Here is a 26,419-nt window from a genome sequence, read left to right as displayed (position 1 = left end):
GGGTCCTTCGTCCCACCGTCGGCCTGTCGGCTGCTCGTTCGTCGGTGTGTCCGGAGCAGGGACCTTCGGCTCTCGCCGCCGCGCTGTGGCGGACGTAGCGTCACGACGACGGGCGACCGCCCGACGGAGCGGACGGAGCGGATGATGCACGAGGACGTCGAACGGATCACGATCGGCCTGGACGACACCGAGGCGAGCTGGACGGCGCTCCGGTGGGTCGCCGAGCGCGCCGCCCGACATGCCTGCCGCGTCCGCATCCTCCGCGCGGTCGATCCGCTCGAACCCGAGGAAGGGTGGACCCACCACCGACTCGTGGCGGGGCGCTCCCTCGTGCTGCAGTCCGCGCCGGGGACCCAGGTGGAGCTCAGCGCACCGCCGGCGTCGATCGTCGACGCCCTCGTCGACGCCGCGCGGCCGGACGACCTCCTCGTCGTCGGCAGTCATCGCCGACGACGTCTGCAGTCCGCGCTCACCGGGCTCCTGCCCGACCGGATCGCCGGGGCGTCGACCGTCCCGACGGTGATCGTGCCCGACGACTGGCCGAGCGGACAGCTCGATGCCGACGTCGTGCTCGCCGTGGACACGGACACTGCTCCCGAGGTCGTGGACTTCGCGGCCTCCGAGGCGGCTCGGCACGGCGCGTCGCTCGTCGTGGTCCACGCGTGGCGGGAGTCCGCGCCGATCGGCCCGCCGGTGGTCGCGGCCGACACGGAGTCCCCGATCGTCGAGCGAGCGGCCGCGCGGGCTGTGGTCGAGGATGCCGAGTCGCGGATCGCGGCGACGTGGCCGGGCCTGACGGTGCGGACCGCGCTGCTCCGCGGCGCCTCCGGAGGCACGATCTCGGCGGCGGCGGAACACCACGGGCTGGTCGTCGTCGGGCGTCGGCACCGGTCGACCCTCGGCGGCGAGGTCCTGGGATCGGTGGCACAGGACCTGATGGCGGAGTCCACGACCGCACTCTGCGTCGTGCCCACCCGGCAGGGGTGATCGGGATCAGCTGGTGATCGGGTCGGCCGACAGGTGGTCGACGACGAAGTGCACGCCACCGCACCGCGCGGCGGCCGCGTGCACCGCGCGTCGTTCCGCGTCGGTCACGACGGAGCCGCTGATGGTCACGACGTGGTCCAGGACGTCGACGGACACCGCGGTGCTCGGCGCGACGAGGGCGACGGCGTGCGCGACGCGGGTCCGGACGTCGGCGTCGGTCTCCTCGGGGTCGCACGCGTAGGCTCGGACGACGATCCGGTTCTCGATCCGGTGCATCGGATCCGCCTGCGCGGCCAGGGCGAGGGCAGTCACCCGATCACTGTGGCACCCGACGTCGCCGCTGAGGACGAGGCGCCCGTCCCGGAGCGCGGCGTCGAGGGAGCTGGCGTCGAGCGAACGCTCCGCCGCCCACGCGCCGAGGACCCGGTCGCGTACGGCGGCCGGTACGACGGGTGGACCGACCGGGGTGTCGATGCGGTCGCGGTCCCGACCGGCGCCGGTCACGGCGCGGCCTGGTCGAACAGGCGTCCCGTGATCGAGCTCGGTGCCAGCACGACCGTCGCACGCTTGGGCGTGGCGAGCATCGACCGCAGCCGCTGCGCGGTGACGTTCCGGGTGTCCGGAAGGTGGGCCGTCCCCTTCGCGACGACGCTCCACGCGGTCCAGCCGTCGTGTTCGTCGGCCTCCATCGCGATCTCGCGGCCGGCGTGCACGGCGTCGAGGATCACGGTGCTCGAGGTGGCGAACACCAGCTGTCGGTCCTCGGCGACGTAGTTGACCGGGATCACCTCGATCGAGTCCTCGGTGCGGAACGCGACGCGTGCAGTGCGAGAGCGGTGGAGGCGTTCCCAGCACTGGTCGGCATCCAACCGGACGACGAGGTCGTCGTCCGGCACCGGGTCCGGCGGTGGCGTGGGGGCGGTCGGCATGGTCATGCCGCCACCGCCGGTCGCATCGGACGCTGAGCGCACTCCGGGACGATCTCGAGGAGCGCCCAGCACTCCTCGGGGCCGAGGGAACGGTCGGCTGTGCCGAGCACGGCGGCGGTCATCGCCCGACCCGTTCGTCCGGCCCGACCACGAGCGACTCGCGCTCGACGGTCGGCAGTTCGAACACGACGCGCGCCGGCACACGGCCCGCGAGGACGTCCGCCATCGCGGCGTTCACGTCGGCGAGCGCACGGCGGACCGACACGACGCGGGTCCTGCCGGCGGCGTGCAGCGCGAACACCTCGGCGAGGTCCTGCCGCGTCCCGACGATCGACCCGATGATCGAGATGCCCTTGAGGACGGTGTCGAAGATCGGGATGACCATCGTCCCGTCGGCCGGCAGCGCCACGCACACCAGGCGGCCGCCGCGCTTCAGCGATGCGAAGGCCTGCTCGAACACCTCGGCCGACGCAGCCAGGACGACCGCCACGTCCGCTCCGCCGAGCTCCTGGACCTGCGCCGCGGCGTCGCCGGACGACCCGTCGACCGTGTGGTCGGCGCCGAGCTCCCGCGCGAGCCGGAGTTTCTCCGGTTCGATGTCCACCGCGATGACCTCGGCGCCGAAGACCCGCGCGTACTGCACCGCGAGGTGTCCCAGCCCACCGACGCCGAACACCGCCACGGTCTCGGCCGGTACGACGTGCGCGACCTTGAGGGCCTTGTATGTGGTCACACCGGCGCAGGTGAGCGGCGCGGCGTCCCACGGGTCGACCCCGTTCGGTACCGGTACGGCGTACCGTGCGTCGGCGACCGCGAACTGGGCGAACGCGCCGTCGATCGAGTACCCGGTGTTCTGCTGCTGCTCGCAGAGCGTCTCCCGTCCGTCCACGCAGTAGCGGCAGGCTCCGCAGGCGTGCCCGAGCCAGGGGAGCGCGACGCGATCGCCGACGCGACGCACGGTGACGTCGGGGCCGACGGCCTCGATGATGCCCACCCCCTCGTGCCCGGGGACGAACGGCGGGGTCGGGCGGACCGGCCAGTCGCCGTGTGCCGCGTGGATGTCGGTGTGGCAGAGCCCCGAGGCCTCGATGCGGACGAGGACCTGGCCGGGGCCCGGATCCGGGAGCGGGCGTTCCTCGACGACGAGGGGCTGCCCGAGTGCGTGGACGACTGCTGCCTGCATGGTCGGCCTTTCCGGTGGGTGCGGGGTGGGACCACCTGTCCCTCGTCCGGTTGACGCCCGCACGCTCACGATGTCGGAGCAGCCGGAGGACGGGCAGGGTCGGAGGTCCCGTCGACGACGCCCCACGTCCGCACCACCGCCGCGAGGGCGCTGATCGTCGGCGATCGGTCCGTGACGCATCCGGGGGAGAGCCACACCACGCGGTCGGTACCGCCCGCGACCAGCCGGTCGCCCCGACTGACCTGCAGGACTCCCTCGGGCAGGAGTCCTGCCACGGCGCGGACGTAGCGGAGCGTGCCCGCCGTGACTTCGCCGGAGAGCCCGAACAGCACGGACTCGCCGTCGATCAGCGCGGCGGCGAGGTGCAGCGCCGCCCGCTCGAGGGGGAAGTCGACGTCGACGACGAGTTCGGTACGGGACCTCGGGTCGACGGCGTCGTCGATCGGCAGCGCGGCTGCGGACACGGCGACGTCGCGCAGGACTCGATCGCACCGCGACGCCACGTCGGTGCCGTCCTGTTCGGCGGCCGACCGGCAGTCCGCACCGTCCGGTCCTGGAGGGGACGGGCTGGTGCCCTGCAGCGCGATCCCGCTGCACGCTGCGAGCAGTCGAGCCCGCCCGGAGGTGCCGAGGGACGACCATGTCGTGTGGGAGTCGGAGCGCCGCCCGTCGTGGGGCGCGGCACCGGGCGTGTGCGGCAGCGCCGTGCTCGTGCCCTCGGGGGTGACGGGCGCCCTGCTGTGTGCGGTACGGTCCAGCGTCGTGGTCATGGGACGGGTCCCCTCGGACGGTCGGCGAGGTTGCCCAGACTCCTCGGCGCGCCAGTGACTCGACAGGGCCGATGGTCCCGCGGTGTCGGCGTCAGCGACGGCGGTCGCGGACCCCGTGGTCGGCGCCGTAGACCGCGGCCTGCGTCCGGCGCTCCAGACCGAGTTTCGCGAGCAGGCCGGACACGTAGTTCTTCACGGTCTTCTCGGCCAGGCCCAGACGGTCGCCGATTTGGCGGTTCGTGAGTCCACCCGCGATGAGTTCGAGGACCTGTCGCTCGCGGAGGGTGAGCTCGGGCACGTCGTCGCGGACGCCGTCGGTCAGCCGCTCGACGGTCGACGGCACGGTCGCGGCGGGCAGGAGCCGCCGTCCTGCGGCGACGCGTCGGATGTCCTCGACCAGCGTCTGTCCACGGATGTCCTTCACGACGTAGCCGGCGGCCCCGGCGAGGATCGCTGCCTGCATCGCACGGTCGTCGTCGTACGCGGTCAGCATGAGGCAGGCGATGTCCGGGAAGGCGGACCGGACCGATCGGCACGCATCGATGCCGCTGCCGTCCGGGAGTCGGACGTCCATGACGACCACGTCCGGGAGGGTCGCGGCGACCCGTCCGACGGTGTCACGGACCGTTGCGGCCTCGCCCACCACCGCGAGGTCGGGTTCGGCGTCGATGAGGTCGGCGACGCCGCGCCGCACGATCTCGTGGTCGTCGACGAGGAACACCCGTGTCGTCATGGCTGTGCCGTCCCGGGATCGATCGGGACCGTCCATCGCACGCGCGTCCCACCCTCGGGACAGCCGTCGAGGCGGTAGGTGCCTCCACGCAGCCGAGCTCGGGCTGCGAGGTTCGCCGTCCCGCTCCGTCGGCCGCGGTCGCCGGAGCCGGGCCCGGGGCCGTCGTCCTCGACGAGGACGAGGACGACTTCGTCGTCGACCGAGACCTCGATCCGGCAGCTCGCCTCCGGTGCGTGCCGGGCGACGTTCGCGAGCGACTCGCGGACGACCGCCGTGACGTCGAGCGCCAGGTCACCCGAGAGCACGGTGTCGACCGGGCCGACGAACGCGATCCGGGGCGCGGTGCTGAACGCCGGCCCGAGTTCGGCGACGACGTCGAGCAGTCGGTCGCGCGCGGTCCGGGGTCGGTGGCGGTCCGGGGACTCGAGCGCGAACACGGCGGTGCGGATCTCGCCGATCGCCTCGTCGATGATGGTCACCTGTGCGTCGATGCGGTCGCGGACCTGCTCGGGTGCGCGCTGGGCCGTCGCCTGCAGGGACAGACCCGCTGCGAAGAGCCGTTGGATCACGTGGTCGTGCAGGTCCCGGGCGATCCGGCCGCGGTCCTCGGCGCGTTCGACGAGCCGACGGTCCGTCCGTCCCCGGGCGACCGCCAGCGCCACGCTCGTCTGCCGCCCGAACTCGTCCGCCATCTCGGTCTCGCTCGGGGAGAACGGCCGAGCTCCTGGTCCGCGGGAGATGATGAGCGCGCCCAGTGGTGTGCTGGCGTCCCGCAACGGGATCGCCAGCGTCGGACCGAGCGGGGGCGCCCAGTCGTAGTCCGGGAGGTCCGTGCCGGTCTGGTCGGCGATCACGGAGCCCGACGCCATCGCACGTCCGGCGAGCGATCCCTCGGCGCGGTACTCCCGGCCCTGGACGCCTTCCGCCCGGCTGCCGACGGCGACGGCGACGTGGATGGTGTCCGGATCGCTCCGTGGTTCGACGACCCCGACGAGGACGGCGTCGACGAACGCGATCACCCGATCGGCGATGAGCGTCAGCACGTCCTCGAGGGTCTCGTCGCCGACCAGTGCGGCCGACACCTCGGCCGCGGCCGTCGTCCATCGCTCACGCTGCCGTACCTCGTCGAAGAGCCGTGCGTTGTCGATCGCGACGCCGGCCGTCGCGGCCAGCGCCTGCACGAGCTCCTCGTCCTCTTCGGTGAACCGCCCGCGTGACGGGTTCGCGAGGTAGAGGTTGCCGTAGACGGTGTCGCGAACGCGGACCGGGACGCCGAGGAACCCCTCCATCGGTGGATGGCCGTCGGGGAAACCGGTGGAACGCGCGTCCGCGCCGATCGAGTCGATGCGGATCGCGGCCTGCTCGTGCACGACCGCCCCGAGGAGACCCTCCCCGTGCGGTGGGTGGCCGATGCGGGCGACCAGGTCGGCGTCCATGCCGACGTGGATGAACCGTTCGAGGGCCGTGCCGTCCGGGGCCATCACCCCCAGGGCCCCGTACCGGGCCCCGACGAGCTCCACGGCGGCGTGGACGACCGACCGGAGCGTGTCCTCGAGGTCGAGGTGTTCCACGATCCGTCGGTTGGCGGCGAGCAGGGCTCGGAGCCGGCCCTGCGTGCTGAGGACTGCCTGGGCACGGTCGACGAGCTCCTCGATGGTGCGTTCGAGGCTGGACCGGGGGCCGTCGGGGAACGCGAGTTCGTCGGGCATCGTCGGCCACCCCTTCCCTCCAGCGTCCGGGCCGAATCTACTCCGACGACGGCGTGCGGCAAGGCGGGTCACCGCGACGGTCCGAACCGCGCGGCGGCGCGACGAAGGTGGTGGACGGCGTGGTGCGTGGTCGACGGCTCCCGGAACACGAAACGGAACAGGAGCGCCTTCAGCGTCTCGGCGAGGACCAGGTACGCGACGGCGATGACGCCGATCGTCGCGAGCAGCGGCCACGTGAGCGGTGCGAACCCGACGACGGGTCCCAGGGGACTCAGCGGGATCGCGACCGCGACCAGCGCCGAGCCGAGTGCCCCGGCCGTGAGCCAGGGCCCGGGGCGACTCCGCCAGGACGGCATCCGGTTCGTCCTGATCACGAACACCACCAACGATTGGGTGATGAGCGACTCCACGAACCAGACCGTGCGGAACTCGGCCGGTCCGGCATGCACCACGCCCAACAGCACCGCGAAGGTGACGAAGTCGAACAGCGAACTCACCGGCCCGAACGTGAGCATGAACCGCCGGACGGCGCCGACGTCCCACCGGGACGGGGCGGCGAGCCGTTCGGGGTCGACCCGGTCGGTGGGGATCGTCAACTGGCCGAGGTCGTAGACCAGGTTGTTCAGGAGGACCTGCGCCGGCAGCATCGGCAGGAACGGGAGGAAGCTCGCGGCGACGGCGGCGCTGAGCATGTTCCCGATGTTCGACGAGGTGCCCATCATCACGTACTTGAGGGTGTTCGCGAACACACGACGACCGGTCCGCACCGCGGTCACGACCGCCGCGAGGTCCTTGTCGAGGAGCACGACGTCTGCGGCGTCACGCGCCACGTCGGTCGCCGTGACCACCGAGATGCCGACGTCGGCGGCGTGCAGGGCGAGGGCGTCGTTCACGCCGTCGCCGAGGAACGCGACCGTCCGGCCGGACGCCCGCAGTGCGCGGACCACGACGGCCTTGTCGGCGGGGCGCACGCGTGCGACGACGCCGGCGCCGAGCACGCGTCGTGCCAGCTCGGCGTCCGCTCCGGATCGTGCGGACGTCCCGCCCGTCCCAGACGGAGCAGCGGCCCCGAGCGCCGAGCCGAGCAGCGGGGCGCCGACGGTGATGCCGACGCTCCGAGCGAGTTGTTCGGCGACCACGGGGTCGTCGCCGGTCACCACGACGATCCGGACACCGAGCCGCTCGAGCGCCGCGACGGCGGCGGCGACCCCGGGGCGGGGCGGGTCCTCGAACACGACGAAGCCGAGCAGGGCGAGCGTGCCTCCCGCCGTGTCCGGGTCGGCGGTCCGCGCATCGTCGTCGACGTCGACCGTCGCCACGGCGAGCACGCGATGCCCCTCGGCCCGGAGCCGGTCGAGGACGGCCGACGCGGTGCTCGGGACGTCGCCGCACCGCGGCACGACCACGTCGGGGGCGCCCTTGACGACGACCGTCTGCGTGCCGTCGGCCCTGTGGACGAGTGCGGAGGACCGCATGCGTTCGTGGTCGAAGGGCAGCGTCGCGACGACGTCCACCGGAGCGGTCCCGGCCTGGTGCGCTGCCGCGAGCACCTCGCGGTCGAGGACGTCGGCCACGGACGCTCCGACCGTGCCCGCGACGGCGACGTCGTCCGGCACGGTCGCCCGCGCGGCTGCGAGCACCCGGCCGTCCGGTCGTCCGTCCGCCCCGATCGCGCTCCGGAACCGGAGGCCGCCCGACGTAAGTGTTCCGGTCTTGTCCGTCACGAGGACGTCGACGCCACCGAGGTCCTCGACGCACACGAGCCGCTTCACCAGGACGTCCGCGTGTTCGAGCCTGCGTGCGCCGGCCGCCAACGCGGTGCTCACCACCGCGGGCAGGAGCTGCGGCGTCACGCCGACCGCGATCGCGAGGGCGAACAGGACGGTGGTGAGCAAGGGGCGCGAGAACGCGATGCCGGACACGACGATGAGCAGCATCAGCGCGACCGCGATCCAGACGAGGAGGACGGAGAACCGGGCGAGGCCCGCCTGGAACGACGTCTCCGGTGCACGGGTCCGGAGCCCTGCCGCGATCCCGCCGAACTCGGTCCGGGCCCCGGTCGCGCGCACCTGGGCCTCGGCGGAGCCGGCGACGACGACCGCCCCCTGCAGCACGTGGTCGCCCACGCTCCGCGGGACCGGCCGTGACTCGCCGGTGAGGACGCTCTCGTCGCACCACAGGTCCGTGGCGTGGACGACGACGCAGTCGGCGGGGACGATCGACCCGACGCCGAGGCGCGCGAGGTCGCCGACGACGACCGACCGGACGTCGGCGGTGGTCCAGATCCCGTCGCGGAGCACCCGGGTGGTGTGCCGGAGTCGATCGCCCATCGCCGAGGAGACGAGTGCCGACCGGTACTCGTTCCAGGCACCCAGCCCGACGCTCAGCGAGAGGACGAGGAGGATGACGACGGCGTCCTGGACCTGCCCGAGCACGCCCGAGACGCCCGCCGTGACGAGCAGCAGGACGAGCACGACGTTGCGGAACTGGACCCCGACGATCCGCCACAGCTTCGGGGACGACGACGCGACGACGTTCGGTCCGTCCGTGCCGAGACGCCGGGCGGCCTCGTCCGTGCTGAGTCCGGGCGCATGCGCCGCACCGGCGACGACGGGCGACGACGTCATCGCCCGTCCGGGTGCGGTGTCCTGAGCGGTGCGACGCACACCGGGGTCCGCGACGCGGCGATGAGCTCGTGTGCGGTGGACCCGAAGAAGAGCCCGCCGATCACCGAGCGGTGCTGTCGGCCCAGGACGACCACCGAGGCGTCCGCCGCGTGCCGCCTGAGGACGTCCGGGGGATCGCCCTCCTCGAGGAGGGCGCGGTGGCGGAGCCCGGGGAACCGGATGTGGAGCAGGCGCTCGGCGTCGACGAGGACGCCGTGGGCGTGCTCCCGGATCGACTCCGGGTCCTCGAGGACGCTGAGGGCTCCGACCCGGGCGCCCACCGGGGCCTTCCAGGCACGGACGAGGGTCAGCCGTCGGTGGTCCCGGACGGCCTGCGCCCCGGCGAACCGGAGCGCCGCGTCGCCGCTCGCGTCGTCGACGCCGAGCAGGACGTCACCGTGCGTGGGCCGCCAGTCCTCGGGGACGACGACCGTCGGGACCGTCGACAGTGTCGGGACACGCTCCGGCATCCAGCCGTCGAGCGCCGTGCGGACGCGGTGCTGGCGGCGGGAGCCGATGACGAGCAGGTCGGCCTTCGCCGCGGTCTCGACCAGGACGCGGTCCGGCGCCCCGAAGAGCGTCGCCGTCGTGACCTCGACGCGCGGGTGTGCTCCCGTGAGCCGCTCGGCCGCCCGGTGCAGACGTCGGTCGAGCGCGGCCACGTCGCCGCCCCAGCCGTTCGTCACCGTGACGACCTCGATGTGGCTGCCGGGGACGACCCGGCGCATCGCGACCCAGTCGACCGCTCGGTCACTCGCGTCGTCGTCGACACCGACGACGATGCGCTCGGCCCCGACGACGGTGCCGTCGCGCATCACCGGGCCCCGGCGTGCGCGGGTTCGTCGGCTCGGTCCTCGTCCCGAACCGCCCGTCGCGGCTGGGGCACGATGCACACCGGAGCGTGTCCGTGGTGCATGAGCCGCTCGCCCACGGACCCGGCCAGGAAGCCTCCGAGGGCGGTCCGGTGTCGCCGGCCGACGACCACGAGCGACGCGCCGCGGGACGACTGCAGCACCACGTCGCGCGGCTGACCCTCGACCGACGCTCCGTCCACGCGGAGGGCGGGGTGTGCCTCGCCGACCGCCCGCAGCGCCGCACGGAGCTCGATGTCGGCCTCGTTGGACCAGAGCACGCGGTCCTCCTCGAGGTAGATGTTCGCGTACGGTGCCATGGCGGTCGGGACCGCCCATGCCCGCACCAGGGCGAGGTCTCGGCCGCGTCGGTCGGCAGCGTCGGCGGCCCAGGCGAGGGCGGCGGCGGCAGACCGTGCGTCGACTCCGACGACGATCGGTCCGTCGCTGCGCTCCCACTGCTCGGGGACCGCCACGACCGGTGTGGTGGCGTGCGCCACGACCCGTTCCGCGACGCGCCCCCTGATCGTCGCGGCGATGGTGTGCACCTGCCGCGCACCGATCACGAGGACGTCTCCGAGCGCCGCGTCCGCAACGAGTCGATCGGCGGTCGGTCCACCCGTGACGTCGTGCGTGATCGCGAGCCCGGGATGCGCGTTCCGCAGCCGCTGTTCCGCGGCCTCGAGACGGTGTTCCGAGCGCGTCAGTGCTTCGCCGTAGACCTCGCTGACGGTCAGCAGTCGCACGACGTCGGCTGCCGGGTCGACGGCCTCGACGGTCCAGTCGACGGTCTTCCAGCCGGCGACGCTGTCGTCGATCGCGACGGTGTAGGCGGTCATGATCGCTCCTTCCGCGGCTGACGCCGGGTGCGTCGCCGGCGGCTCGCACCGCTTCGGTCTCCCGGACGGTACGGCGACCGGACGGTCGTGGGGCAGGGCCGAAGGTCCCGCCCCGGCGAGGGACCAACGCCACTGCCCGGACGGCGGTCGTGCGCGCAGGGTGGTCCGGACGGCGTCGGAACGACGCCGGGAGAGCAGGCAGACCATGACCACGCGCATCGTGCTCGGCTGGGACGGCGGGACAGCCGCCCGTGCCGCCCTTCGTTGGGCCGCGGCACGGGTGACGGGTTCGGTGGGGCGGCTCGTCGTCGTGCACGCGGTGCCCGATGACCCGGGCGCACCGGTCCTCGCCGTCGCCGACCGCGGTGTGCGCGCCAGCGTCTGGGCGGCGGCCGGCTCGCCCGACGTCGACCTCGCCGTCGAGGTGCACCGCGGCGGGCCGGTCGCGGTGCTCCTCGGCGCCGTCGACGGCGACTGCGTCCTCGTGGTCGGGCACGACGTCGTCCCGGACGCCCGCGGCTCCCGCCCGTCGGTCGCGCCCGGCTCGTGGACGCAGCACCGTGCTCCGTCGTCGTCCCGGCCGACACGACGACGGGACGCGAGGTCGTCGTCGGTGTCGACGTCCGGTCCGCATCGGCGACGGCCCTCCGCTTCGCGGGCCAGGAGGCGCGATGCACCGGCGCGACGCTGCGTGCGGTCGCCGTCTGGTCACCACCAGGGCACGACGAGGACGCACGTCGTCACGAACTGCAGCCGCTCGAGGAGCGCGTCGAAGACGCGCTCCTCGGCCTGCCCGACGTCGACGTCCACAGGGAGCTCGTCGAGGGTCCCGTGGCCCGTCGTCTGATCGACGCGGCGGACGGAGCCGCCCTGCTGGTCCTGGGTGCCGGGCCACACCACCGACGGGGCTGTACCGTCGTCGACCAGGTGATCCGCGCCTCCCGGACCGCCGTCGCGGTCGTGCGCTGACCAGGGCGAGGTCCCCTCGTCAGTCCGACCACCGCCAGTCGGCCACCGACGGCACGTCCTCGCCGTGGAGGCGTGTCCAGGCCCTCGCCGCGGTGCGGGCGTCCTGCATCCGCTGTCGCAGGCCGGCGTACCGGACCGCGAGACCGGGGACCCGGTCGAGCACGTCGATGACGAGGTGGAAGCGGTCGAGGTCGTTGAGCATGAGCATGTCGAACGGCGTGGTCGTCGTGCCCTGCTCGACGTACCCACGGACGTGCATGTCGGCGTTCGCCGCGCGGCGGTAGGTCAAGCGGTGGACGAGCCACGGGTAGCCGTGGAACGCGAACACCACCGGGTGATCGCGGGTGAACAGGGCGTCGAAGGCCTCGTCGGGCAGGCCGTGCGGGTGCTGCTCCGGACTCGTCAGGCGCATCAGGTCGACGACGTTGACGACCCGGACCCGGAGCTCCGGCACCGTGTCACGGAGGATCGCGGCGGCCGCGAGGACCTCGAGCGTCGGCACGTCGCCAGCACAGGCCAGCACCACGTCCGGCTCCGTTCCCTCGACCTCGGTGCCGGCCCACGGAAGGATGCCGAGTCCCCGGGTGCAGTGGGCGACGGCCTCGTCGGCGGTGAGCAGGTCGGCCGTCGGTTGCTTCCCCGCGACCACGACGTTGACGGAGTCGACGGACCGCAGGCAGTGGTCGAAGGTCGAGAGCAGGGTGTTCGTGTCGAACGGCAGGTACACGCGGACCACCTCCGGACGCTTGTTCATCACGTGGTCGATGAATCCCGGGTCCTGGTGCGACAGCCCGTTGTGGTCCTGTCGCCAGACGTGCGAGGAGAGCAGGAGGTTCAGGGACGACACCGGCCGGCGCCACGGCACCTTCCGGCTCTCGGCGAGCCACTTCGCGTGCTGGTTCAGCATGGAGTCGACGACGTGCGCGAACGCTTCGTAGGTGCCGAACACCCCGTGACGCCCGGTGAGCAGGTAGCCCTCGAGCCAGCCCTCGCACTGGTGCTCGCTGAGCATCTCCATCACCCGCCCGTGCGGCGCGAGGTGCTCGTCCGTCGAACGTACCTCGGCGTCCCACTGCTTGTCGGTGACGTCGAACAGGGCGTCGAGCCGGTTCGAGGCGGTCTCGTCCGGTCCGAACACCCGGAAGGTCGTCGGGTTCTGCCGGACGACGTCGGCGAGCCACCGGCCGAGCACCCGGGTGGGCTCGCTCGAGGTCGCCCCCGGGCGCTCGACCGGGACGGCGTGGTCATGGAAGTCGGGCAGGCGCAGGTCGGTCCGGACGAGACCACCGTTCGACACCGGGATCGCGCTCATCCGCAGGTCGCCGTCCGGCGCGAGCGCGCGGATGTCCGGGGCCGGCGACCCGTCGGCGAGGAACAGCTCCTCGGGACGGTACGAGCGCATCCACGCGTCGAGCACGGCGAGGTGCTCGGGCGAGTGTCGCGGGTCCGAGAGCGGCACCTGGTGGGAACGCCAGCTGTCCTCGGCCGGCTTCCCGTCGATCAGTGCCGGACAGGTCCAGCCCTTCGGGGTGCGGAGGACGATCATCGGCCACCGGGGCCGTTCGTGGAGCGTGCCCGCACGGGCGTCCCGACGGATCCGCTCGATCTCGTCGAGGACCACGTCGAGGGTTTCGGCCATCCGCCGGTGCACGGCGTGCGGGTCCTCGCCGTCGAAGCCTCCGGAGACGACGAAGGGCTGGTGGCCGTACCCGCGCAGGAGGTCGACGAGCTCGGACTCGGGGATGCGCGCGAGCACCGTCGGGTTCGCGATCTTGTACCCGTTGAGGTGGAGGATCGGCAGGACGACCCCGTCGCGGAGCGGGTCGAGGAACTTGTTCGAGTGCCAGCTCGTCGCGAGGGGACCCGTCTCGGCCTCGCCGTCGCCGACGACCGCGGCCACCAGGAGGGAGGGGTCGTCGAACGCCGCGCCGTACGCGTGGGACAGCGAGTAGCCGAGTTCGCCGCCCTCGTGCATCGATCCGGGTGTCTGCGGAGCCGCGTGGCTCGGGATCCCACCCGGGAACGAGAACTGCCGGAAGAGGCGGCGCATGCCGTCCTCGTCAGCCGACACGGCCGGGTACGCCTCGCTGTACGTGCCGTCCAGCCAGGCGTTCGCGACCACCGCCGGGCCGCCGTGACCGGGACCGCAGACGAAGAGCGTCCGCAGCTCGCGTTCACGGATCACCCGGTTGAGGTGCGCGTGGACGAAGTTCAGGCCGGGCGTCGTCCCCCAGTGGCCGAGCAGTCGGGGCTTGACGTCGTCGGCGGTCAACGGGCGACGGAGCAGGGGGTCGTCGAGGAGGTAGATCTGCCCGACGGCGAGGTAGTTCGCAGCGCGCCACCATCGGTGGACCTGTTCGATCGTCGTGTCGTCCATCCGGGAGCGCTCCTCGTCCTCGTCGGGCGGGGACCCGCACCGGTGGACGGGACGATGGCACGGGAGCCGGCGGGAGGGCAGGGCCTTCGGTCCTGTCGGGCCCGGCGCGGTGTCCGGTCCTGTCGTGCCCGGCTTGGCCTCCGGTCCTGTCGGGCCTGCGGTGCGGTCGTGTCGGGCGGCTTCCCTCCGGGGGACCAAGGGCCTGGTGGGCGCTGCCCGCACCGGGCATCGTCGTGAGCGGACCCGACGGGAGACCCCATGTCACGACCGACCCGCTGGACCGTCGCGCTGGACGAGACCGAGGCGGCCTGGAACAGCCTGGGCTGGGTGGAGACCGTGGTGCGCGACGCTGACTCCGTCCGTCTGGTCACCGTCCACGAGCAGCTCGGGGAGAGCAGGGAGCGGTCGACCGGTCGACTCACGATCGCGACCCACCTGCTGCGGGACCGTCACCCGCACCTGGAGGTGGCACACGAGGTCGTCAGCGGACCCACGGTCGCCCGTCTGGTCACCGACGCCGTCGACGGCGACGTCCTCGTCGTCGGCGGACGCCACTCCGACCGCCTGTGGGCGTGCCTCACCGGCCGGGTCACCGAACGGGTCGTCGCACACGTCACGACACCCGTGGTGGTCGTGCCGGAACGCTGGCGACCCGGACGGGACGAGGACGCCGTCGTCGTGGGTGTCGACGGTGGCACCGCTGCGTCGGCGCTGGCCGTGGGGGCGGTGCTCGCCGAGGGGCGCCGGGACGGCCTCGTGCTCGTGCGGGCCTGGCGGTCGATCCCGGACGGCGGCCCGTTCCGCGATGCCACTGCCGTGCACGGCCGCGCCATGTCGGAACACGACGGACAGCTGGAACTCGACGCGGCGATCCGGTGGGTGAGCCGGGTGCACCCCGATCTCCGGATGCGCGCCGAACTCCGCCAGGGGACTCCGTCCGAGGCGCTGGCGCGAGCCGGCCGGACGACGGCCCTGATCGTGGTCGGACGTCGCCACCGCACGGCGGTGGGAGCGTTCCTCGGTGGCTCGGTCGGCGAGGCGCTCGTGCACCGTTCGTCGACCCCGCTGTGCGTGGTGCCGCAGTCGTCCGTGCCACCGGTCGGAGCGCCGACTGCTCCGCCGGCGCGGACGACGTGGAACCGACCGGCGATCGCCGACCCGTCCGTGTCGTGACCTCGGGTCCCGAGGCCGGGGTCAGCCCTTCCAGACCGACTCGGCGCCGGCGTGCCCGATGATCACGACCTCGACGATCGAGACGACGGCGACCGCGACGAGCAGCACCGGGCCGATCACGGCGACGGCGCGCACGACACCGCGGTTGTCCACGCGGGCTGCGCCGAGGCGGTGCCAGCCCCACCAGAGCACGAGGAGCGCGAAGACGGCGATCGACCACGGCAGCATGCCGTCGGCGAGCTCGGTGTGCCGTTCGAGCAGCGCCGTCTCCTTCTCGTGGTGCTCCAGCCACTCGCCCGAGGACGTCGCGAGCGGGACGGACACGAGCGCGACGAGGCCGATGATCGGTGCACCGACCGCGAGCCACCGCCTGGCCGCGGGCCAGACCGCCACCGCGATCGCCGTGAGGGCCGCGACCGGGACCGCGACCGAGGTGAGGTGGACGAAGAGGGGGTGGAGCGGGATCCCGCCGAACTGCCAGTCCATGACGGCCTTTCACGTCGTGCGCCGTCCTCGAGACGGCGCGGTGGGATCAGACAACAGGACGTCTCGGCCCCGCGTCACGGTCGTCGTCCGCGTGGCGCATCCCGGGATCACTCGAAACCTCACACGAACGATGCCGCCCGGACCTGGTTCGCTGGGCGCATGACCACTCCTGAACCGCACGCCGGTGAGGCGCACACCGGTGACCTCGCGGCACGACTGAACTGGCTCCGCGCCGGGGTGCTCGGCGCGAACGACGGCATCGTCTCCACGGCGTCGATCGTCGTCGGGGTCGCGGGCGCGTCGACCTCGGTCCCGGCGATCGCGACCGCCGGGATCGCCGCGCTCGTGGGCGGCGCGGTCTCGATGGCGCTCGGCGAGTACGTCTCGGTGAGCAGCCAGAAGGACAGCCAACGGGCACTCATCGAGCAGGAACGGCGGGAGCTGCACGAAGACCCGGTCGCCGAGCTCGAGGAACTCACGCAGCTGTGGGAGGCCCGTGGACTCCGGCGCGAGACCGCCGAGGCCGTCGCCACCGAGCTGACGGACCGGGACGCCCTGCGGGCGCACCTGACGACCGAACTCGGGATCGACGAGGACGAGGTGGTGAGCCCGTGGCACGCGGCGTTCGCGTCGGCGGCCGCGTTCTCGATCGGCGCGGTGCTGCCGCTGCTCGCGATCCTGCTGCCGCCCGAGTCCGTCCGGGTCCCGGTGACGTTCGTCGTCGTCCTGCTCGCCCTGGCACTCACGGGTGCGACGGGTGCGAGGATCGGGGGAGGCTCGATGCCGCGCGCCACCGTCCGCGTGGTCGTCGGTGGTGCACTCGCCCTCGCGGCGACGTTCGTCATCGGATCCCTCCTCGGCACGAGCGGGGTGGTGTGACGTGGCGAGGATCCTGGTGGTCGAGGACGACCCGGAGATGGGCGCGCTCGTCGAACGCGGGCTCGTCGGCGAGGGGCACGAGGTCACCGTCGTGTCGGACGGTGTCGCCGCGCTCGTCCAGGCGCGCGGGCAGTCGTTCGACGCCGCCGCGATCGACGTCATGCTCCCCGAGATGACCGGGTTCGAGGTGTGCCGGCGGCTCCGCGAGATGGGCCAGGACTTCCCGGTCGTCCTCGTGACCGCCCGCGATGCGGTGGACGACCGCGTGTTCGGACTCGACTCCGGCGCCGACGACTACCTCACCAAGCCGTTCGCGATCGCCGAGCTGAACGCACGGATCCGGGCGCACCTGCGACGACGGGCGGCCGGCTCGGCGACCGTGGTCGAGGCCGGGGCCGTGCGGCTCGACACCGTCGCGGTCCGGGCGTCGGTCCGGGGTCGGGACCTGCCGCTCAGCGTCAAGGAGTTCTCGTTGCTGCGGTTCCTCATCCAGGGTGCACCGGCGCCGCGCACCCGCGCCGAGGTGCTCGAGGAGGTCTGGGGGAGCGCCGAGCACTTCGACCCGACGATCGTCGACCAGTACGTCAGCTACGTCCGGAAGAAGCTGCAGGCGGCGGACTCCGACGTGGTGATCCGGACCGTGCGCGGGGTCGGCTACGCGCTCGAGGTCGTGCCGACCGCATGAGGGCCCTCCGTCGCCTCTCGATCCGGGCCCGCATCACGCTCGGCAGCCTGCTGGTCGGCGCGGTCGTGCTGTCCGGCGTCGCGGTGGTGCTGCACGTCCAGATCGAGCGGGCGACGCTGGCGACCGACGAGTCCCTCGCCGCCGGCGACGCCGCACCGTTCGTCTCCGACCTGCGGAACAACCCCGGCGAGCCCCCGGACCGACCCGCCGAGGACGTGATGGTGGGGATCCGGGACGCGTCGGGTCGATGGGTGGTCGACTCGCTGCCGCGGGACGTCCGACGGTCGCTGCCGACCGCAGCGCCGGACGACGACGTCACGCTCCGCCTGCACACCGGACACCGGTCGGTCACGGTCGTGGGGATCCCGGTCCGGAGCGAGGCCGGGACCTCGGTCGTCTGGGCCGCGCACGACGGCCGCGCCGGGCACGAGACCGTGGAACGCGTCGACCGCTCCCTCGCCGTCGGGACCGTCCTGGCGCTCCTCGCCTTCGCCGCGACCGCCTGGCTGCTCTCGACCCTGGCGCTCCGGCCGGTCGGCCGGATGCGTCGGACGGCCGAGGAGCTGAGCGCCGGCGCCGCGGCCGGGCACCTGCCCGTCGGGACCTCGGACGACGAGCTCGCCGCGCTCGCACGGACCCTCAACGCGTTCATCGACCGCCAGCGCGAGCACGCCGAGCGGGAACGCCGCATGGTGTCCGATGCCAGTCACGAGCTCCGGACACCGCTCGCGGCCCTCACCGCCCGGCTCGAGCTGGCGCACCGGTCCGCCGGGGACGCCGAGGCGCTCGAGCGCGAGCTGCGCCAGGCGGAGGGGGACGCCGCGCGGCTGGTCGCGCTCGCGGACACGATGCTCGAGCTGAGCCGACTGGACGAGGCCGGACCGGCACCCTCGACACCGGGGTCCGCGCTCGTGACCGAACTCATGGGAGCGATCGACCGTGTCCGTGCCCTCGGGGGTGCCGTCGACCGCGACATCGACTTCCAGGTGACGCTCGACGCGCCCGACGAGCGGTACGCCCTCGAGACGGCCGCGTTCGCCCGGATCGTCGACAACCTCGTCGCGAACGCCGTCGCAGCGGGGGAGGAGGGCGGCGTGATCCGCGTGACCCTCACCCAGGACGCCGCGCGGACCCTCGAGCTGACCGTCGTCGACGACGGCCGCGGGGTGCCCGAGGACTTCCTGCCCCAGGCGTTCGAGCGGTTCGCCCGGGCGGACAGCGCCCGGCGCGCGGTGCTCGGCGGCAGCGGGCTCGGACTCGCGCTCGTCCGCGGGATCGCCGAGCGCGCAGGCGGGTCGGCGTCGCTCCGGAACGGCGCGCACGGCGGTGCCGTCGCCACGGTCAGCGTCCCCGCGGTCTGAGCCGGTCGTCGCCGCGGCGCGCGGCCGACGGACGACCGTGCCCCCCCGACGGGCATCCGAGCCCCGCCGCCCGGCGGCCGTGCCGGATCACTCGAAGTCTCGAACGAAGCGGACGGTCCGTTCCGGGTTCCTCCACAGTCCCGCTGCCGATGCTGTGGAGCACCCGAACACCTGCTGGAGAGGACCGAGACGATGATCGACACCGCTCGCCCCACCGCCCGCCCCGCCCCCGGTTCCTCCGGAGGCGGCCGCCGACGTGGCACCGTGCCGCCGGCCGAGCCGCTCGCGGTCGCGGCACGTCGCCGTCGCCGCGCCGGACGTCGCCGGGGCGCGCTGACGGACCTGCTCGGGATCCTCGCCTGGGTGTCCGCCGCGGTGGCCGTCCTGCTCTGGCTCGTGTCGCCCGGATCCCACACGGTCGTCGGCATCGGCGGGTGGCTCACCGACGCCGGGATCGTCGCCGGTCTGGTCGCGACGGACCTCGTTCTCGTGATGCTCGTCCTCGCCGCGCGCGTCCCGCTCATCGACCGGACCTTCGGGCAGGACCACGCGATCGCGGTCCACCGGTCGCTCGGGAAGCCCGTGCTGTACCTGCTGCTCGCGCACGGTGCGCTCCTGACGCTCGGGTACGGCGCCTCGGCGGGCACCGGACCGATCGCCGAGACGATCGCGCTCTTCTCCACGCCCGACATGCCCCTGGCCTACCTGGGACTCGGACTGTTCGTCGCCGTGGTCGTCTCGTCCCTCGTCGCCGTCCGACGCCGCCTGCCCTACGAGGCGTGGCACGTCATCCACCTGCTCAGCTACGCGGCGGTGCTCGTCGCGCTGCCGCACATGCTGAGCGTCGGCAGCGTCCTCGCCCAGGGCACGTGGCAGCGCGTCTACTGGATCGCGCTGTACGTCGTGGCGCTCGGACTGATCGCCGTATACCGGTTCGCCCTGCCGGTCGTCGTGACGTTCCGACACCGCATCCGCGTGGTCGGGGTCGAGGCCATCGCGCCGGGGGTCGTGTCGATCCACCTCGCGGGCCGTGACCTCGACCGACTCGGCGCCGAGGGCGGCCAGTACGGGGTCTGGCGGTTCTGGACCGCCCGGACCTGGTGGCACGCCCACCCAGTGTCGTTCTCCGCGGTCCCCGGTCGTGACCGCGCCCGGATCACCGTGCGCGACCTCGGTGCCGGCTCCGCACGGCTCGGCCGGATCACCCCGGGGGCGTTCGTCTCCCTCGAGGGGCCGTACGGGCTGTTCACGAGCCGGGCGCGCACGGCCCCGTACCTGGCGCTCGTCGCGTCGGGCATCGGGATCACCCCCGTGCGGTCGCTGCTCGAGGACACCGACCTCCGCCCGGGCGAGGCCACCGTGCTGCTGCGCGGGACGGACGCCGACCAGCAGTACCTCTGGCGGGAGACCGCCGACCTCGCCGTTGCGACGGGCAGCCGGCTGTACACGATGGTCGGCCGCCGGGCGCACTCCCGCGAGAGCTGGATGACCGAGGAGGACGTGCGCCGCGGGGTCTCGCTCCGGTCCGTCTTCCCGGACCTGCTCGACTCCGACCTGTACGTGTGCGGCCCGCGCGCCTGGTCCGACCTCGTCGTCCGCGAGGCACGGCTCGCCGGCGTCCCGGAGCACCAGATCCACCACGAACGGTTCGAGTCGTGAGGGCCCGCGTCGTCGCCGGCGGGGTCGTGTCGTCCGTCGCCGTCCTCGTCATCGGCTGGCAGCTCGGCGGCCAACCCGCGGTCACCGCCCCGGCACAGCAGAGCACGACGGCCGGCACCGGGACGAGCGGCTCCGCCACCACCGGCGGGGCGAGCGTCGGGAGCGGCGGGAGCAGCACCGGGACCGGCACCTCGGGCACCGGCACCTCGGGCGGCTCCTCCGCCTCCGGGACCTTCGCCGGCGACACGACCCAGACGCAGTACGGTCCCGTGCAGGTGCAGATCACCGTCGCGAACGGGAAGATCACCGACGTCACCGCGCTGCAGCTGACCGACCAGGGCGGTCGCTCCGTGCAGATCAGCGCGCAGGCCGCCCCGATCCTCCGCCAGGAGGCGCTGCAGGCGCAGTCCGCGAAGATCCAGTCCGTCAGCGGCGCGACCTTCACCAGCGAGGGCTACACGACGTCGCTCCAGTCCGCGATCGACAAGGCCGGGCTGTGACCGGCGTCACCACCTTCGAGACGATGGGGACGGTCGTGAGTCTCCGCGGCGCCACCCCGGAGGCCGCGTCCGAGGTCCGTGCGGTGTTCGCCGGCCACGACCACCGGTACAGCCTCTACGACCCGTCGTCGGTGCTCAGTCGGATCGCGGCGGGGTCGCTCCGCCTCGCCGACGCACCCGCCGAGGTGCGGGACGTCTACGCCCTCGCGCTCGAGTGGCGGGAGCGGACCGGGGGAGCGTTCACCCCGCACCGACCGGACGGCGTCATCGACCTGTCCGGGGTCGTCAAGGCCCTCGCGATCCGCGGCGCCGGGAACGTCCTCGACGCAGCCGGCTGTGCCGACTGGATGATCAGTGCCGGCGGCGACGTGCTCGTCCGCGGTCACCACCGGGGCGACGAGCCCTGGAGCGTCGGCGTCGTCGACCCGGCGCACCGGGACACCGTCGTCGGCGTCGTCCGGCTCGACGCACCCCGTCGGGCCGTGGCGACCTCGGGGACCGCCGAGCGCGGCGAGCACATCTGGCGTCGGACCGCCACGACGTTCGTCCAGGCGACCGTCGTCGCCGACGACATCGTCACCGCGGACGTCCTCGCGACCGCGATCGTCGCGGGAGACGAGGACGACCTCCGCCGGGTGACGAGCGACGGCGGCGTCGACGTGCTGGCGTTCGGCGCCGACGGTCGGGTCTGGGCCACACCGGGCGCCCGGCGTGCGGTCCACGGCGCGGAGCAGCCCACCGCCACGACGCCGACCAGCACCGAGCCGACCGCCACCGCGCCGACCGGCACCGAGCCGACCACCACCGCGCCGTGACGGGCGGTTCGTTCGAGGATTCGAATCGCGAAGCGCACCCCGGTTCGGCATCTCCCAGGCGGCGAGCGCATCGTGGCGGGCACGCACCGCCGACGGGGGCCGGTGCGTCCACCGCGCGATGAGGAGCAGCAGTGAGCACTGACGGAACCGACACCTGCACGTACCACATGGGGGGATCCCTGCCGGCCGGCGGCGACCACCTCGGTGGGGCCTTCGGCCAGGCGCCGACGCTCGAGCACTGGTACCCCCAGCGGCTCCGCGTCGAGCTGCTGCACCGGAACGGCGTCGACGCCGACCCGCTGGGGGCCGACTTCGACTACGCGGCTGCGTTCGCCACGATCGACCTCGAGGAGCTGAAGCGCGACATCAAATCGCTGCTCACGACGAGCGTCGACTGGTGGCCGGCCGACTACGGCAACTACGGCCCGCAGATGATCCGGATGGCCTGGCACGCAGCCGGCACGTACCGGATCGCCGACGGTCGTGGTGGCGCCGGGACCGCGATGCAGCGGTTCGCGCCGATCGGGAGCTGGTGGGACAACGGCAACACCGACAAGTCCCGACGCCTGCTGCAGCCGATCAAGCACAAGTACGGCAACGCGCTGTCCTGGGCCGACCTCATGGTCCTGACCGGCAACTGCTCGCTCGAGCTCATGGGCCTGCCGATCTACGGCTTCGGCGGCGGCCGGCTCGACGCCTGGGAGCCGGACGACGGCACGTGGTGGGGCCCCGAGGTGTGGAACCCGCACGACGTGCACAGCATGGACGAGATGGTCTCGCGCAACGAGCGGTGGCACGGTGAGAACGGCGACGCCGACTACGACCTGCAGAGCCCGCTCGCGGCCTCGCACCAGGCGCTCATCTACGTGAACCCCGAGGGCCCGTACGCGAACGGCGACCCGCTCGGGTCCGCACGCGACATCCGCACCACCTTCACCCGCATGGCGATGAACGACGAGGAGACCGTGGCGCTCATCGCGGGCGGCCACGCGTTCGGCAAGAGCCACGGGCAGGTCCCGGCGACCGAGATCGGCCCGTCGCCCGAGCTCGCGCCCATCGAGTCGATGGGCCTCGGCTGGCACAACCCGCGCGGGACCGGCAACGCAGAGTTCACGTCGACGAACGGCATCGAGGGCAGCTGGACGCAGGACCCGACGCGCTGGGACAACAGCTACCTGGAGAACCTGTTCGGCCACGAGTGGGAGCAGACCCGGAGCCCGGCCGGCGCCCTGCAGTGGACGCCGAAGGACCCCGACGCGCCGAAGACGCCCGACGCGCACGTCGCCGGGCAGGAGCACCCGCTCATGATGATGACCTCGGACATCGCCCTCAAGGTCGACCCGGAATACCGGAAGGTCTGTGAGCGCTTCCTCGCCGACTTCGACCTCTTCACGACCGCGTTCTCGAAGGCCTGGTACAAGCTGACGCACCGCGACATGGGGCCGAAGCACCGCTACCTCGGCCCCGAGGTGACGATCGAGGACGAGCTGCTCTGGCAGGACCCGCTCCCCGACGCGGCGGGCGCGCCCCTGACCGACGCCGACGTGGCGACGCTCAAGGCTGCCGTCCGCGACGCGGGGATCGACGCGTCCGACCTCGTGTTCACCGCCTACTCGGCGGCGTCGACCTACCGCGACAGCGACAAGCGCGGCGGCGCGAACGGCGGCCGGATCGCCCTGTCCCCGCAGAAGGACTGGGCGGTCAACGGCCGCACGGTGCCCGTGGTGGAGGCGCTGCAGCGCATCCGCGCACAGCACCCCGCCGTGTCCCTCGCGGATCTCGTCGTGCTCGCCGGGTGCGTCGGGGTCGAGGACGCCGCCCGCGCCGCCGGCGTCGAGGTCACCGTGCCGTTCACGCCGGGTCGGGTGGACACCACGCAGGAGCTCACCGACATCGAGATGTTCGAGTGGCTCCGGCCGATCGCGGACGGCTTCCGGAACTTCCGGTCCGAGCGGTTCGAGCAGTTCGCTCCCGGCGTCGCGCTCGAGCAGGTGTTCCTCGACCGGGCGAACCTGCTGACGCTGACCGCACCGGAGTGGACCGTCCTGACCGGCGGCCTGCGGGTGCTCGGCACGAACTGGGACGGCTCCGACGTCGGCGTCCTGACGCACCGCGTCGGCACGCTCTCGACCGACTGGTTCGTCAACCTGACCGACACCGACCTCGTGTGGACGAAGACCGACGACACCGAGACGGTGTTCGCCGGCACCGTCCAGGCGACCGGCGAGCAGCGCTGGACGGCCTCCCGGCACGACCTCGTGTTCGGGTCGAACGCGCAGCTCCGGTCGGTCGTCGATGCGTACGCGGGTCGTGACGGACAGGAACGCTTCGTCCGCGACTTCGTGGCCGCCTGGGACAAGCTCATGATGCTCGACCGCTACGACGTGAAGGGGCACCGCCGGTACGGGCCGATGGCGGCCTGAGACCGGCGGGTCGCGTCCGGACCACGAGGCGGGCGGGGGGGGGGGGGGGGGGGGCGGGCCCCCCCCCCCGGGGGGGGGGGGGGGGGGGGGGCCGCCCCCCCCCCCCGCCTCCCGTCCGTCATCTGGTCACACCCGCGACCGTGCGCCGACCCCGTCACCCGGCCGTCGGCACGCGCTCGCCCGGGCCGGGTCCCGTGGCGTCGTCGGTGGGCGCCCCGATGTCCTCGACGAGCCGGATCGTCACCTCGACGAGGTCGGCCGGCCCACCGGTCCGCTCGTCGACGAGGTCGCGGACGCGCTCGCCCACCTCGCGCACCGTGTCGGTCGCGGGGCGGGTGTCGTCGACGGCGATGCCCGCGTGCACCCGCAGCGTCGTGCCCTCGCGCTGCACGTCCACCAGGACGTCGGGTTCCTGCAGCGAGAAGGTGGACGCGACGGCCTCGGCGGCGGCGTGCACGAGTGGCCGGCTCGGGTAGACCCCCGTGACGCCCGGGACGCTCCGGATCCGGTCGGTGAGGGCTCGGGACAGGGCTTCGTCGCTCACGTCGTGCTCCTAGGGCAGGTGGACGTCGTCGAACACGACGTCGATGGACGCCACGGTCATGGCGGTGTGCCGTGCGAGGGCCGCCGCGATCCTGTCCCGGAGCCGGTCGGCGGTCTCGGCCGCCGGCGCCCCGTAGACCAGTCCGGCGGTGACCCGCACGTGCACCGGGGCTCCGGGGTCGCCGAGCTCGCCGTCGAGCGTGCAGCTGCCCATCACGACGCCGCCCATCGTGTCGCCGGCGCGACGGACCAGGCCGCGCACGGCGGCCTCGGTCATCGCGAGCCGGAGTCTCGGGTCGGGGTGGGGGACCGGGACGTCACGCCCCGGTCGGACCTCGGAGCGGATCGTCGCGAGCAGGCGGTCGATCCAGTCGGTCTCGCGGTCCGGCTCGGCGTCCGCCCGGCGCTGCAGGGCACCGAGCGAGAGCTCCCGCAGGCGTGCCATGTTCGACAGCGCGAGCCGGCAGGACGCGGACGCCTCGATGGCGGGGTCGCGTGGGGTCCGACCACGGTCGAGGTAGTCGGCGAGCTCCTCCATGGTGTGACCGTCGAGGTCGTCCTCGGGAACGGGGACATCGTCGATGTCGCTCATCGCCATGCCTCCATCTCCACGGTCAGGAACCGGCGGGCACGGGCGAGCAGCCCACGCACTGTCGACACCGGCAGTTCGAGTTCGTCGGCGATCTGCTGGTAGCTGTAGCCGGCGGTCTCGCGGAGGAGCCAGCACCGCCGCTGGTCTGCGGGGAGGCGGTCCAACGCGGTCCACATCGCGTCGAGCTGCATCCGCGTCTCGACGATACGCTCCGGCTGCCTGGTGGCGTCCGTCGGGTGCTGTGCTCCGTCAACGTCGTCGTGGTGGCGGCGCCGACGGAGCCGGTCGAGCGCCTTCCGGGTGACGATCTGCATCATCCACGGACGGAACCGCGCGGGGTCGTTGAGGTCGGAGAGTCGACGCCACCCGGTCAGGAACGACTCCTGCACGACGTCGTCCGACTCGACGTTCGAGCCGAGCATCTGCTCGGCGTACACGCGCATCACCGGCCCGTGTCGACGCGCGAGCACCTCGAAGGAGCGGACGTCGCCGTCGGCGGCGCGGACCACCAGGGTGGGGTCCTCCGCACGCAGGAGGGGATCGTCGTGGTCCATCCCCGCCTTCCGATCGTCGCCGGCGGCCGCCGTCCGACGGCCGTCCCGTTCCACACTGCACCGGGCGGCGGGGACACGCCCGGGTGCACCGGACGGCGACGGATCCGTGACGGATCCGGTCCCCACGACGTCCACATGACGGAATGATCGACGACACCAACACCACCCCCGTGCCCGACGCCACCGATCCGGTCCGCTCCGCGGCGCCGTCGGGCGTCGGCGCGGACCGACTGCCCCGCGACCTCTGCCTGAGCGTCTTCGACCGCTGGCGCTGCGGGCTCGCCCACGGACACGGCGGGCACCACGAGTCCCTCGACGGGGGATCGGCCGCGCGGTGGAGCGACGGCGCGACGGGTCGGCGGCTCAAGGACCTGTAGCGCGGCGGGCGCCGGGCCGGACCGCTGGTTGTGCGGGTGGCGGGTGGCGGGTGGCGGGCGGCGGGCGTCGGGTGGCGGGCGTCGGGTCTGGGTGCAGCGCCGCACGGTGCGACGTCCGCCACTCCGTGCGAGCTTGCCCGCTGGGTGCCCCGCTACAACCCCGCACCGATCGGGCACCTCCGCACCCGGTGAACGAGCTCGCACCGTGCGAACCGACGGCGCACCGCGCCGCACGGTGCGACGTCCGTCACCCCGTGCGAGCTTGCCCGCTGGGTGCCCCGCCACAAACCCGCACCGAGCGGGCACCCCCCCCCCCCGCAACAAGTGAACGAGCCCGCACCGATCGGGCAGTCCCGCAC

25 protein-coding genes are annotated in these 26,419 nt (G+C 73.4%); 11 read left to right on the top strand and 14 right to left on the bottom strand.

Features of this window, described 5'->3' with window-relative positions; translation table 11 throughout:
* Positions 1-144 precede the first annotated feature (144 nt).
* A complete protein-coding gene (locus ACNQOV_RS14470) occupies positions 145-987 on the top strand; it encodes a universal stress protein (protein WP_416395338.1) in 843 nt (280 codons plus the stop codon).
* A 6-nt stretch (positions 988-993) separates the two neighbouring features.
* On the opposite strand, the gene ACNQOV_RS14465 is transcribed toward ACNQOV_RS14470, so the two are convergent.
* The 9 genes from ACNQOV_RS14465 to ACNQOV_RS14425 form a co-directional block, all read right to left on the bottom strand.
* Entirely contained in the window at positions 994-1,491 is a 498-nt protein-coding gene (locus ACNQOV_RS14465; protein WP_402262631.1) for a BON domain-containing protein, read from the bottom strand.
* Entirely contained in the window at positions 1,488-1,922 is a 435-nt protein-coding gene (locus ACNQOV_RS14460; protein WP_402262634.1) for a pyridoxamine 5'-phosphate oxidase family protein, read from the bottom strand. The genes ACNQOV_RS14465 and ACNQOV_RS14460 overlap by 4 nt, the downstream gene beginning before the upstream one ends.
* A 112-nt stretch (positions 1,923-2,034) precedes the next feature.
* Positions 2,035-3,099, bottom strand: a complete 1,065-nt coding sequence (gene adhP / locus ACNQOV_RS14455; RefSeq protein ID WP_416395336.1) for an alcohol dehydrogenase AdhP — start codon at positions 3,097-3,099, stop codon at positions 2,035-2,037.
* 65 nt (positions 3,100-3,164) lie between these two features.
* Positions 3,165-3,869 carry a hypothetical protein gene (locus ACNQOV_RS14450; protein ID WP_416395334.1) on the bottom strand — a complete coding sequence of 235 codons (705 nt, stop codon included), beginning with the start codon at positions 3,867-3,869 and terminating at the stop codon, positions 3,165-3,167.
* 91 nt (positions 3,870-3,960) lie between these two features.
* Complete coding sequence (locus ACNQOV_RS14445) at positions 3,961-4,602, bottom strand: response regulator (protein WP_416395332.1); 642 nt, start codon at positions 4,600-4,602, stop codon at positions 3,961-3,963.
* Entirely contained in the window at positions 4,599-6,311 is a 1,713-nt protein-coding gene (locus tag ACNQOV_RS14440; RefSeq protein ID WP_416395330.1) for a GAF domain-containing protein, read from the bottom strand. The genes ACNQOV_RS14445 and ACNQOV_RS14440 overlap by 4 nt, the downstream gene beginning before the upstream one ends.
* Before the next feature lie 68 nt (positions 6,312-6,379).
* Entirely contained in the window at positions 6,380-8,977 is a 2,598-nt protein-coding gene (locus tag ACNQOV_RS14435; RefSeq protein WP_416395328.1) for a cation-translocating P-type ATPase, read from the bottom strand.
* Positions 8,935-9,792, bottom strand: coding sequence for a universal stress protein (locus ACNQOV_RS14430; protein ID WP_416395326.1), 858 nt, complete (start codon positions 9,790-9,792; stop codon positions 8,935-8,937). The genes ACNQOV_RS14435 and ACNQOV_RS14430 overlap by 43 nt, the downstream gene beginning before the upstream one ends.
* Positions 9,792-10,667, bottom strand: coding sequence for a universal stress protein (locus ACNQOV_RS14425; protein WP_022908652.1), 876 nt, complete (start codon positions 10,665-10,667; stop codon positions 9,792-9,794). The genes ACNQOV_RS14430 and ACNQOV_RS14425 overlap by 1 nt, the downstream gene beginning before the upstream one ends.
* 546 nt (positions 10,668-11,213) lie before the next feature.
* On the opposite strand from ACNQOV_RS14425, the gene ACNQOV_RS14420 reads away from it, so the two are divergent.
* Positions 11,214-11,636 (top strand): universal stress protein, encoded by a 423-nt coding sequence (locus ACNQOV_RS14420; RefSeq protein ID WP_416395323.1) that lies wholly within the window; start codon positions 11,214-11,216, stop codon positions 11,634-11,636.
* Positions 11,637-11,655: 19 nt separating this feature from the next.
* Here ACNQOV_RS14420 and ACNQOV_RS14415 read toward each other — a convergent pair whose 3' ends face one another.
* Positions 11,656-14,013: a phosphoketolase gene (locus ACNQOV_RS14415; RefSeq protein WP_416395321.1), complete on the bottom strand. Its 2,358-nt coding sequence runs from the start codon at positions 14,011-14,013 to the stop codon at positions 11,656-11,658.
* Positions 14,014-14,271: 258 nt separating this feature from the next.
* On the opposite strand from ACNQOV_RS14415, the gene ACNQOV_RS14410 reads away from it, so the two are divergent.
* Entirely contained in the window at positions 14,272-15,186 is a 915-nt protein-coding gene (locus ACNQOV_RS14410) for a universal stress protein (RefSeq protein WP_416395319.1), read from the top strand.
* A 21-nt stretch (positions 15,187-15,207) separates the two neighbouring features.
* Here the strand turns inward: ACNQOV_RS14410 and ACNQOV_RS14405 are convergent, their stop codons facing one another.
* Positions 15,208-15,672, bottom strand: coding sequence for a DUF2231 domain-containing protein (locus ACNQOV_RS14405; protein ID WP_022908285.1), 465 nt, complete (start codon positions 15,670-15,672; stop codon positions 15,208-15,210).
* Positions 15,673-15,831: 159 nt separating this feature from the next.
* Here ACNQOV_RS14405 and ACNQOV_RS14400 point away from each other — a divergent pair, with 159 nt between their 5' ends.
* The 7 genes from ACNQOV_RS14400 to katG all read left to right on the top strand — a co-directional run bounded on the left by ACNQOV_RS14400 (position 15,832) and on the right by katG (position 23,994).
* Positions 15,832-16,551 (top strand): VIT1/CCC1 transporter family protein, encoded by a 720-nt coding sequence (locus ACNQOV_RS14400; RefSeq protein ID WP_416395317.1) that lies wholly within the window; start codon positions 15,832-15,834, stop codon positions 16,549-16,551.
* A gap of 1 nt (position 16,552) precedes the next feature.
* Entirely contained in the window at positions 16,553-17,236 is a 684-nt protein-coding gene (locus tag ACNQOV_RS14395; RefSeq protein ID WP_416405912.1) for a response regulator transcription factor, read from the top strand.
* Positions 17,233-18,597: a sensor histidine kinase gene (locus tag ACNQOV_RS14390; protein ID WP_416395313.1), complete on the top strand. Its 1,365-nt coding sequence runs from the start codon at positions 17,233-17,235 to the stop codon at positions 18,595-18,597. Before ACNQOV_RS14395 ends, ACNQOV_RS14390 begins: the two co-directional genes overlap by 4 nt.
* A 192-nt stretch (positions 18,598-18,789) precedes the next feature.
* Positions 18,790-20,256, top strand: coding sequence for a ferric reductase-like transmembrane domain-containing protein (locus ACNQOV_RS14385; protein ID WP_416395311.1), 1,467 nt, complete (start codon positions 18,790-18,792; stop codon positions 20,254-20,256).
* Positions 20,253-20,756, top strand: a complete 504-nt coding sequence (locus tag ACNQOV_RS14380) for an FMN-binding protein (protein WP_416395309.1) — start codon at positions 20,253-20,255, stop codon at positions 20,754-20,756. Before ACNQOV_RS14385 ends, ACNQOV_RS14380 begins: the two co-directional genes overlap by 4 nt.
* Positions 20,753-21,571 carry an FAD:protein FMN transferase gene (locus tag ACNQOV_RS14375; protein ID WP_416395307.1) on the top strand — a complete coding sequence of 273 codons (819 nt, stop codon included), beginning with the start codon at positions 20,753-20,755 and terminating at the stop codon, positions 21,569-21,571. The genes ACNQOV_RS14380 and ACNQOV_RS14375 overlap by 4 nt, the downstream gene beginning before the upstream one ends.
* Before the next feature lie 131 nt (positions 21,572-21,702).
* Positions 21,703-23,994 carry a catalase/peroxidase HPI gene (gene katG, locus ACNQOV_RS14370; protein WP_416395305.1) on the top strand — a complete coding sequence of 764 codons (2,292 nt, stop codon included), beginning with the start codon at positions 21,703-21,705 and terminating at the stop codon, positions 23,992-23,994.
* A 154-nt stretch (positions 23,995-24,148) separates the two neighbouring features.
* Here katG and ACNQOV_RS14365 read toward each other — a convergent pair whose 3' ends face one another.
* The 3 genes from ACNQOV_RS14365 to ACNQOV_RS14355 are packed head-to-tail and all read right to left on the bottom strand — an operon-like array spanning position 24,149 to position 25,683.
* Positions 24,149-24,538 (bottom strand): hypothetical protein, encoded by a 390-nt coding sequence (locus ACNQOV_RS14365; RefSeq protein ID WP_416395303.1) that lies wholly within the window; start codon positions 24,536-24,538, stop codon positions 24,149-24,151.
* A gap of 9 nt (positions 24,539-24,547) precedes the next feature.
* Positions 24,548-25,129, bottom strand: a complete 582-nt coding sequence (locus tag ACNQOV_RS14360; protein WP_031261097.1) for an Asp23/Gls24 family envelope stress response protein — start codon at positions 25,127-25,129, stop codon at positions 24,548-24,550.
* Positions 25,126-25,683, bottom strand: a complete 558-nt coding sequence (locus tag ACNQOV_RS14355) for an RNA polymerase sigma factor (protein WP_031261095.1) — start codon at positions 25,681-25,683, stop codon at positions 25,126-25,128. The genes ACNQOV_RS14360 and ACNQOV_RS14355 overlap by 4 nt, the downstream gene beginning before the upstream one ends.
* A 143-nt stretch (positions 25,684-25,826) precedes the next feature.
* On the opposite strand from ACNQOV_RS14355, the gene ACNQOV_RS14350 reads away from it, so the two are divergent.
* Positions 25,827-26,060 (top strand): hypothetical protein, encoded by a 234-nt coding sequence (locus tag ACNQOV_RS14350; protein WP_022905533.1) that lies wholly within the window; start codon positions 25,827-25,829, stop codon positions 26,058-26,060.
* Positions 26,061-26,419 lie beyond the last annotated feature (359 nt).

The sequence above is a fragment of the Curtobacterium sp. LFS084 genome (genome assembly GCF_047977705.1).
GTDB lineage: Bacteria > Actinomycetota > Actinomycetes > Actinomycetales > Microbacteriaceae > Curtobacterium.
Note: the sequence above shows the minus strand (reverse complement) of the source record. Positions and strands in the feature narration are given on the sequence as shown.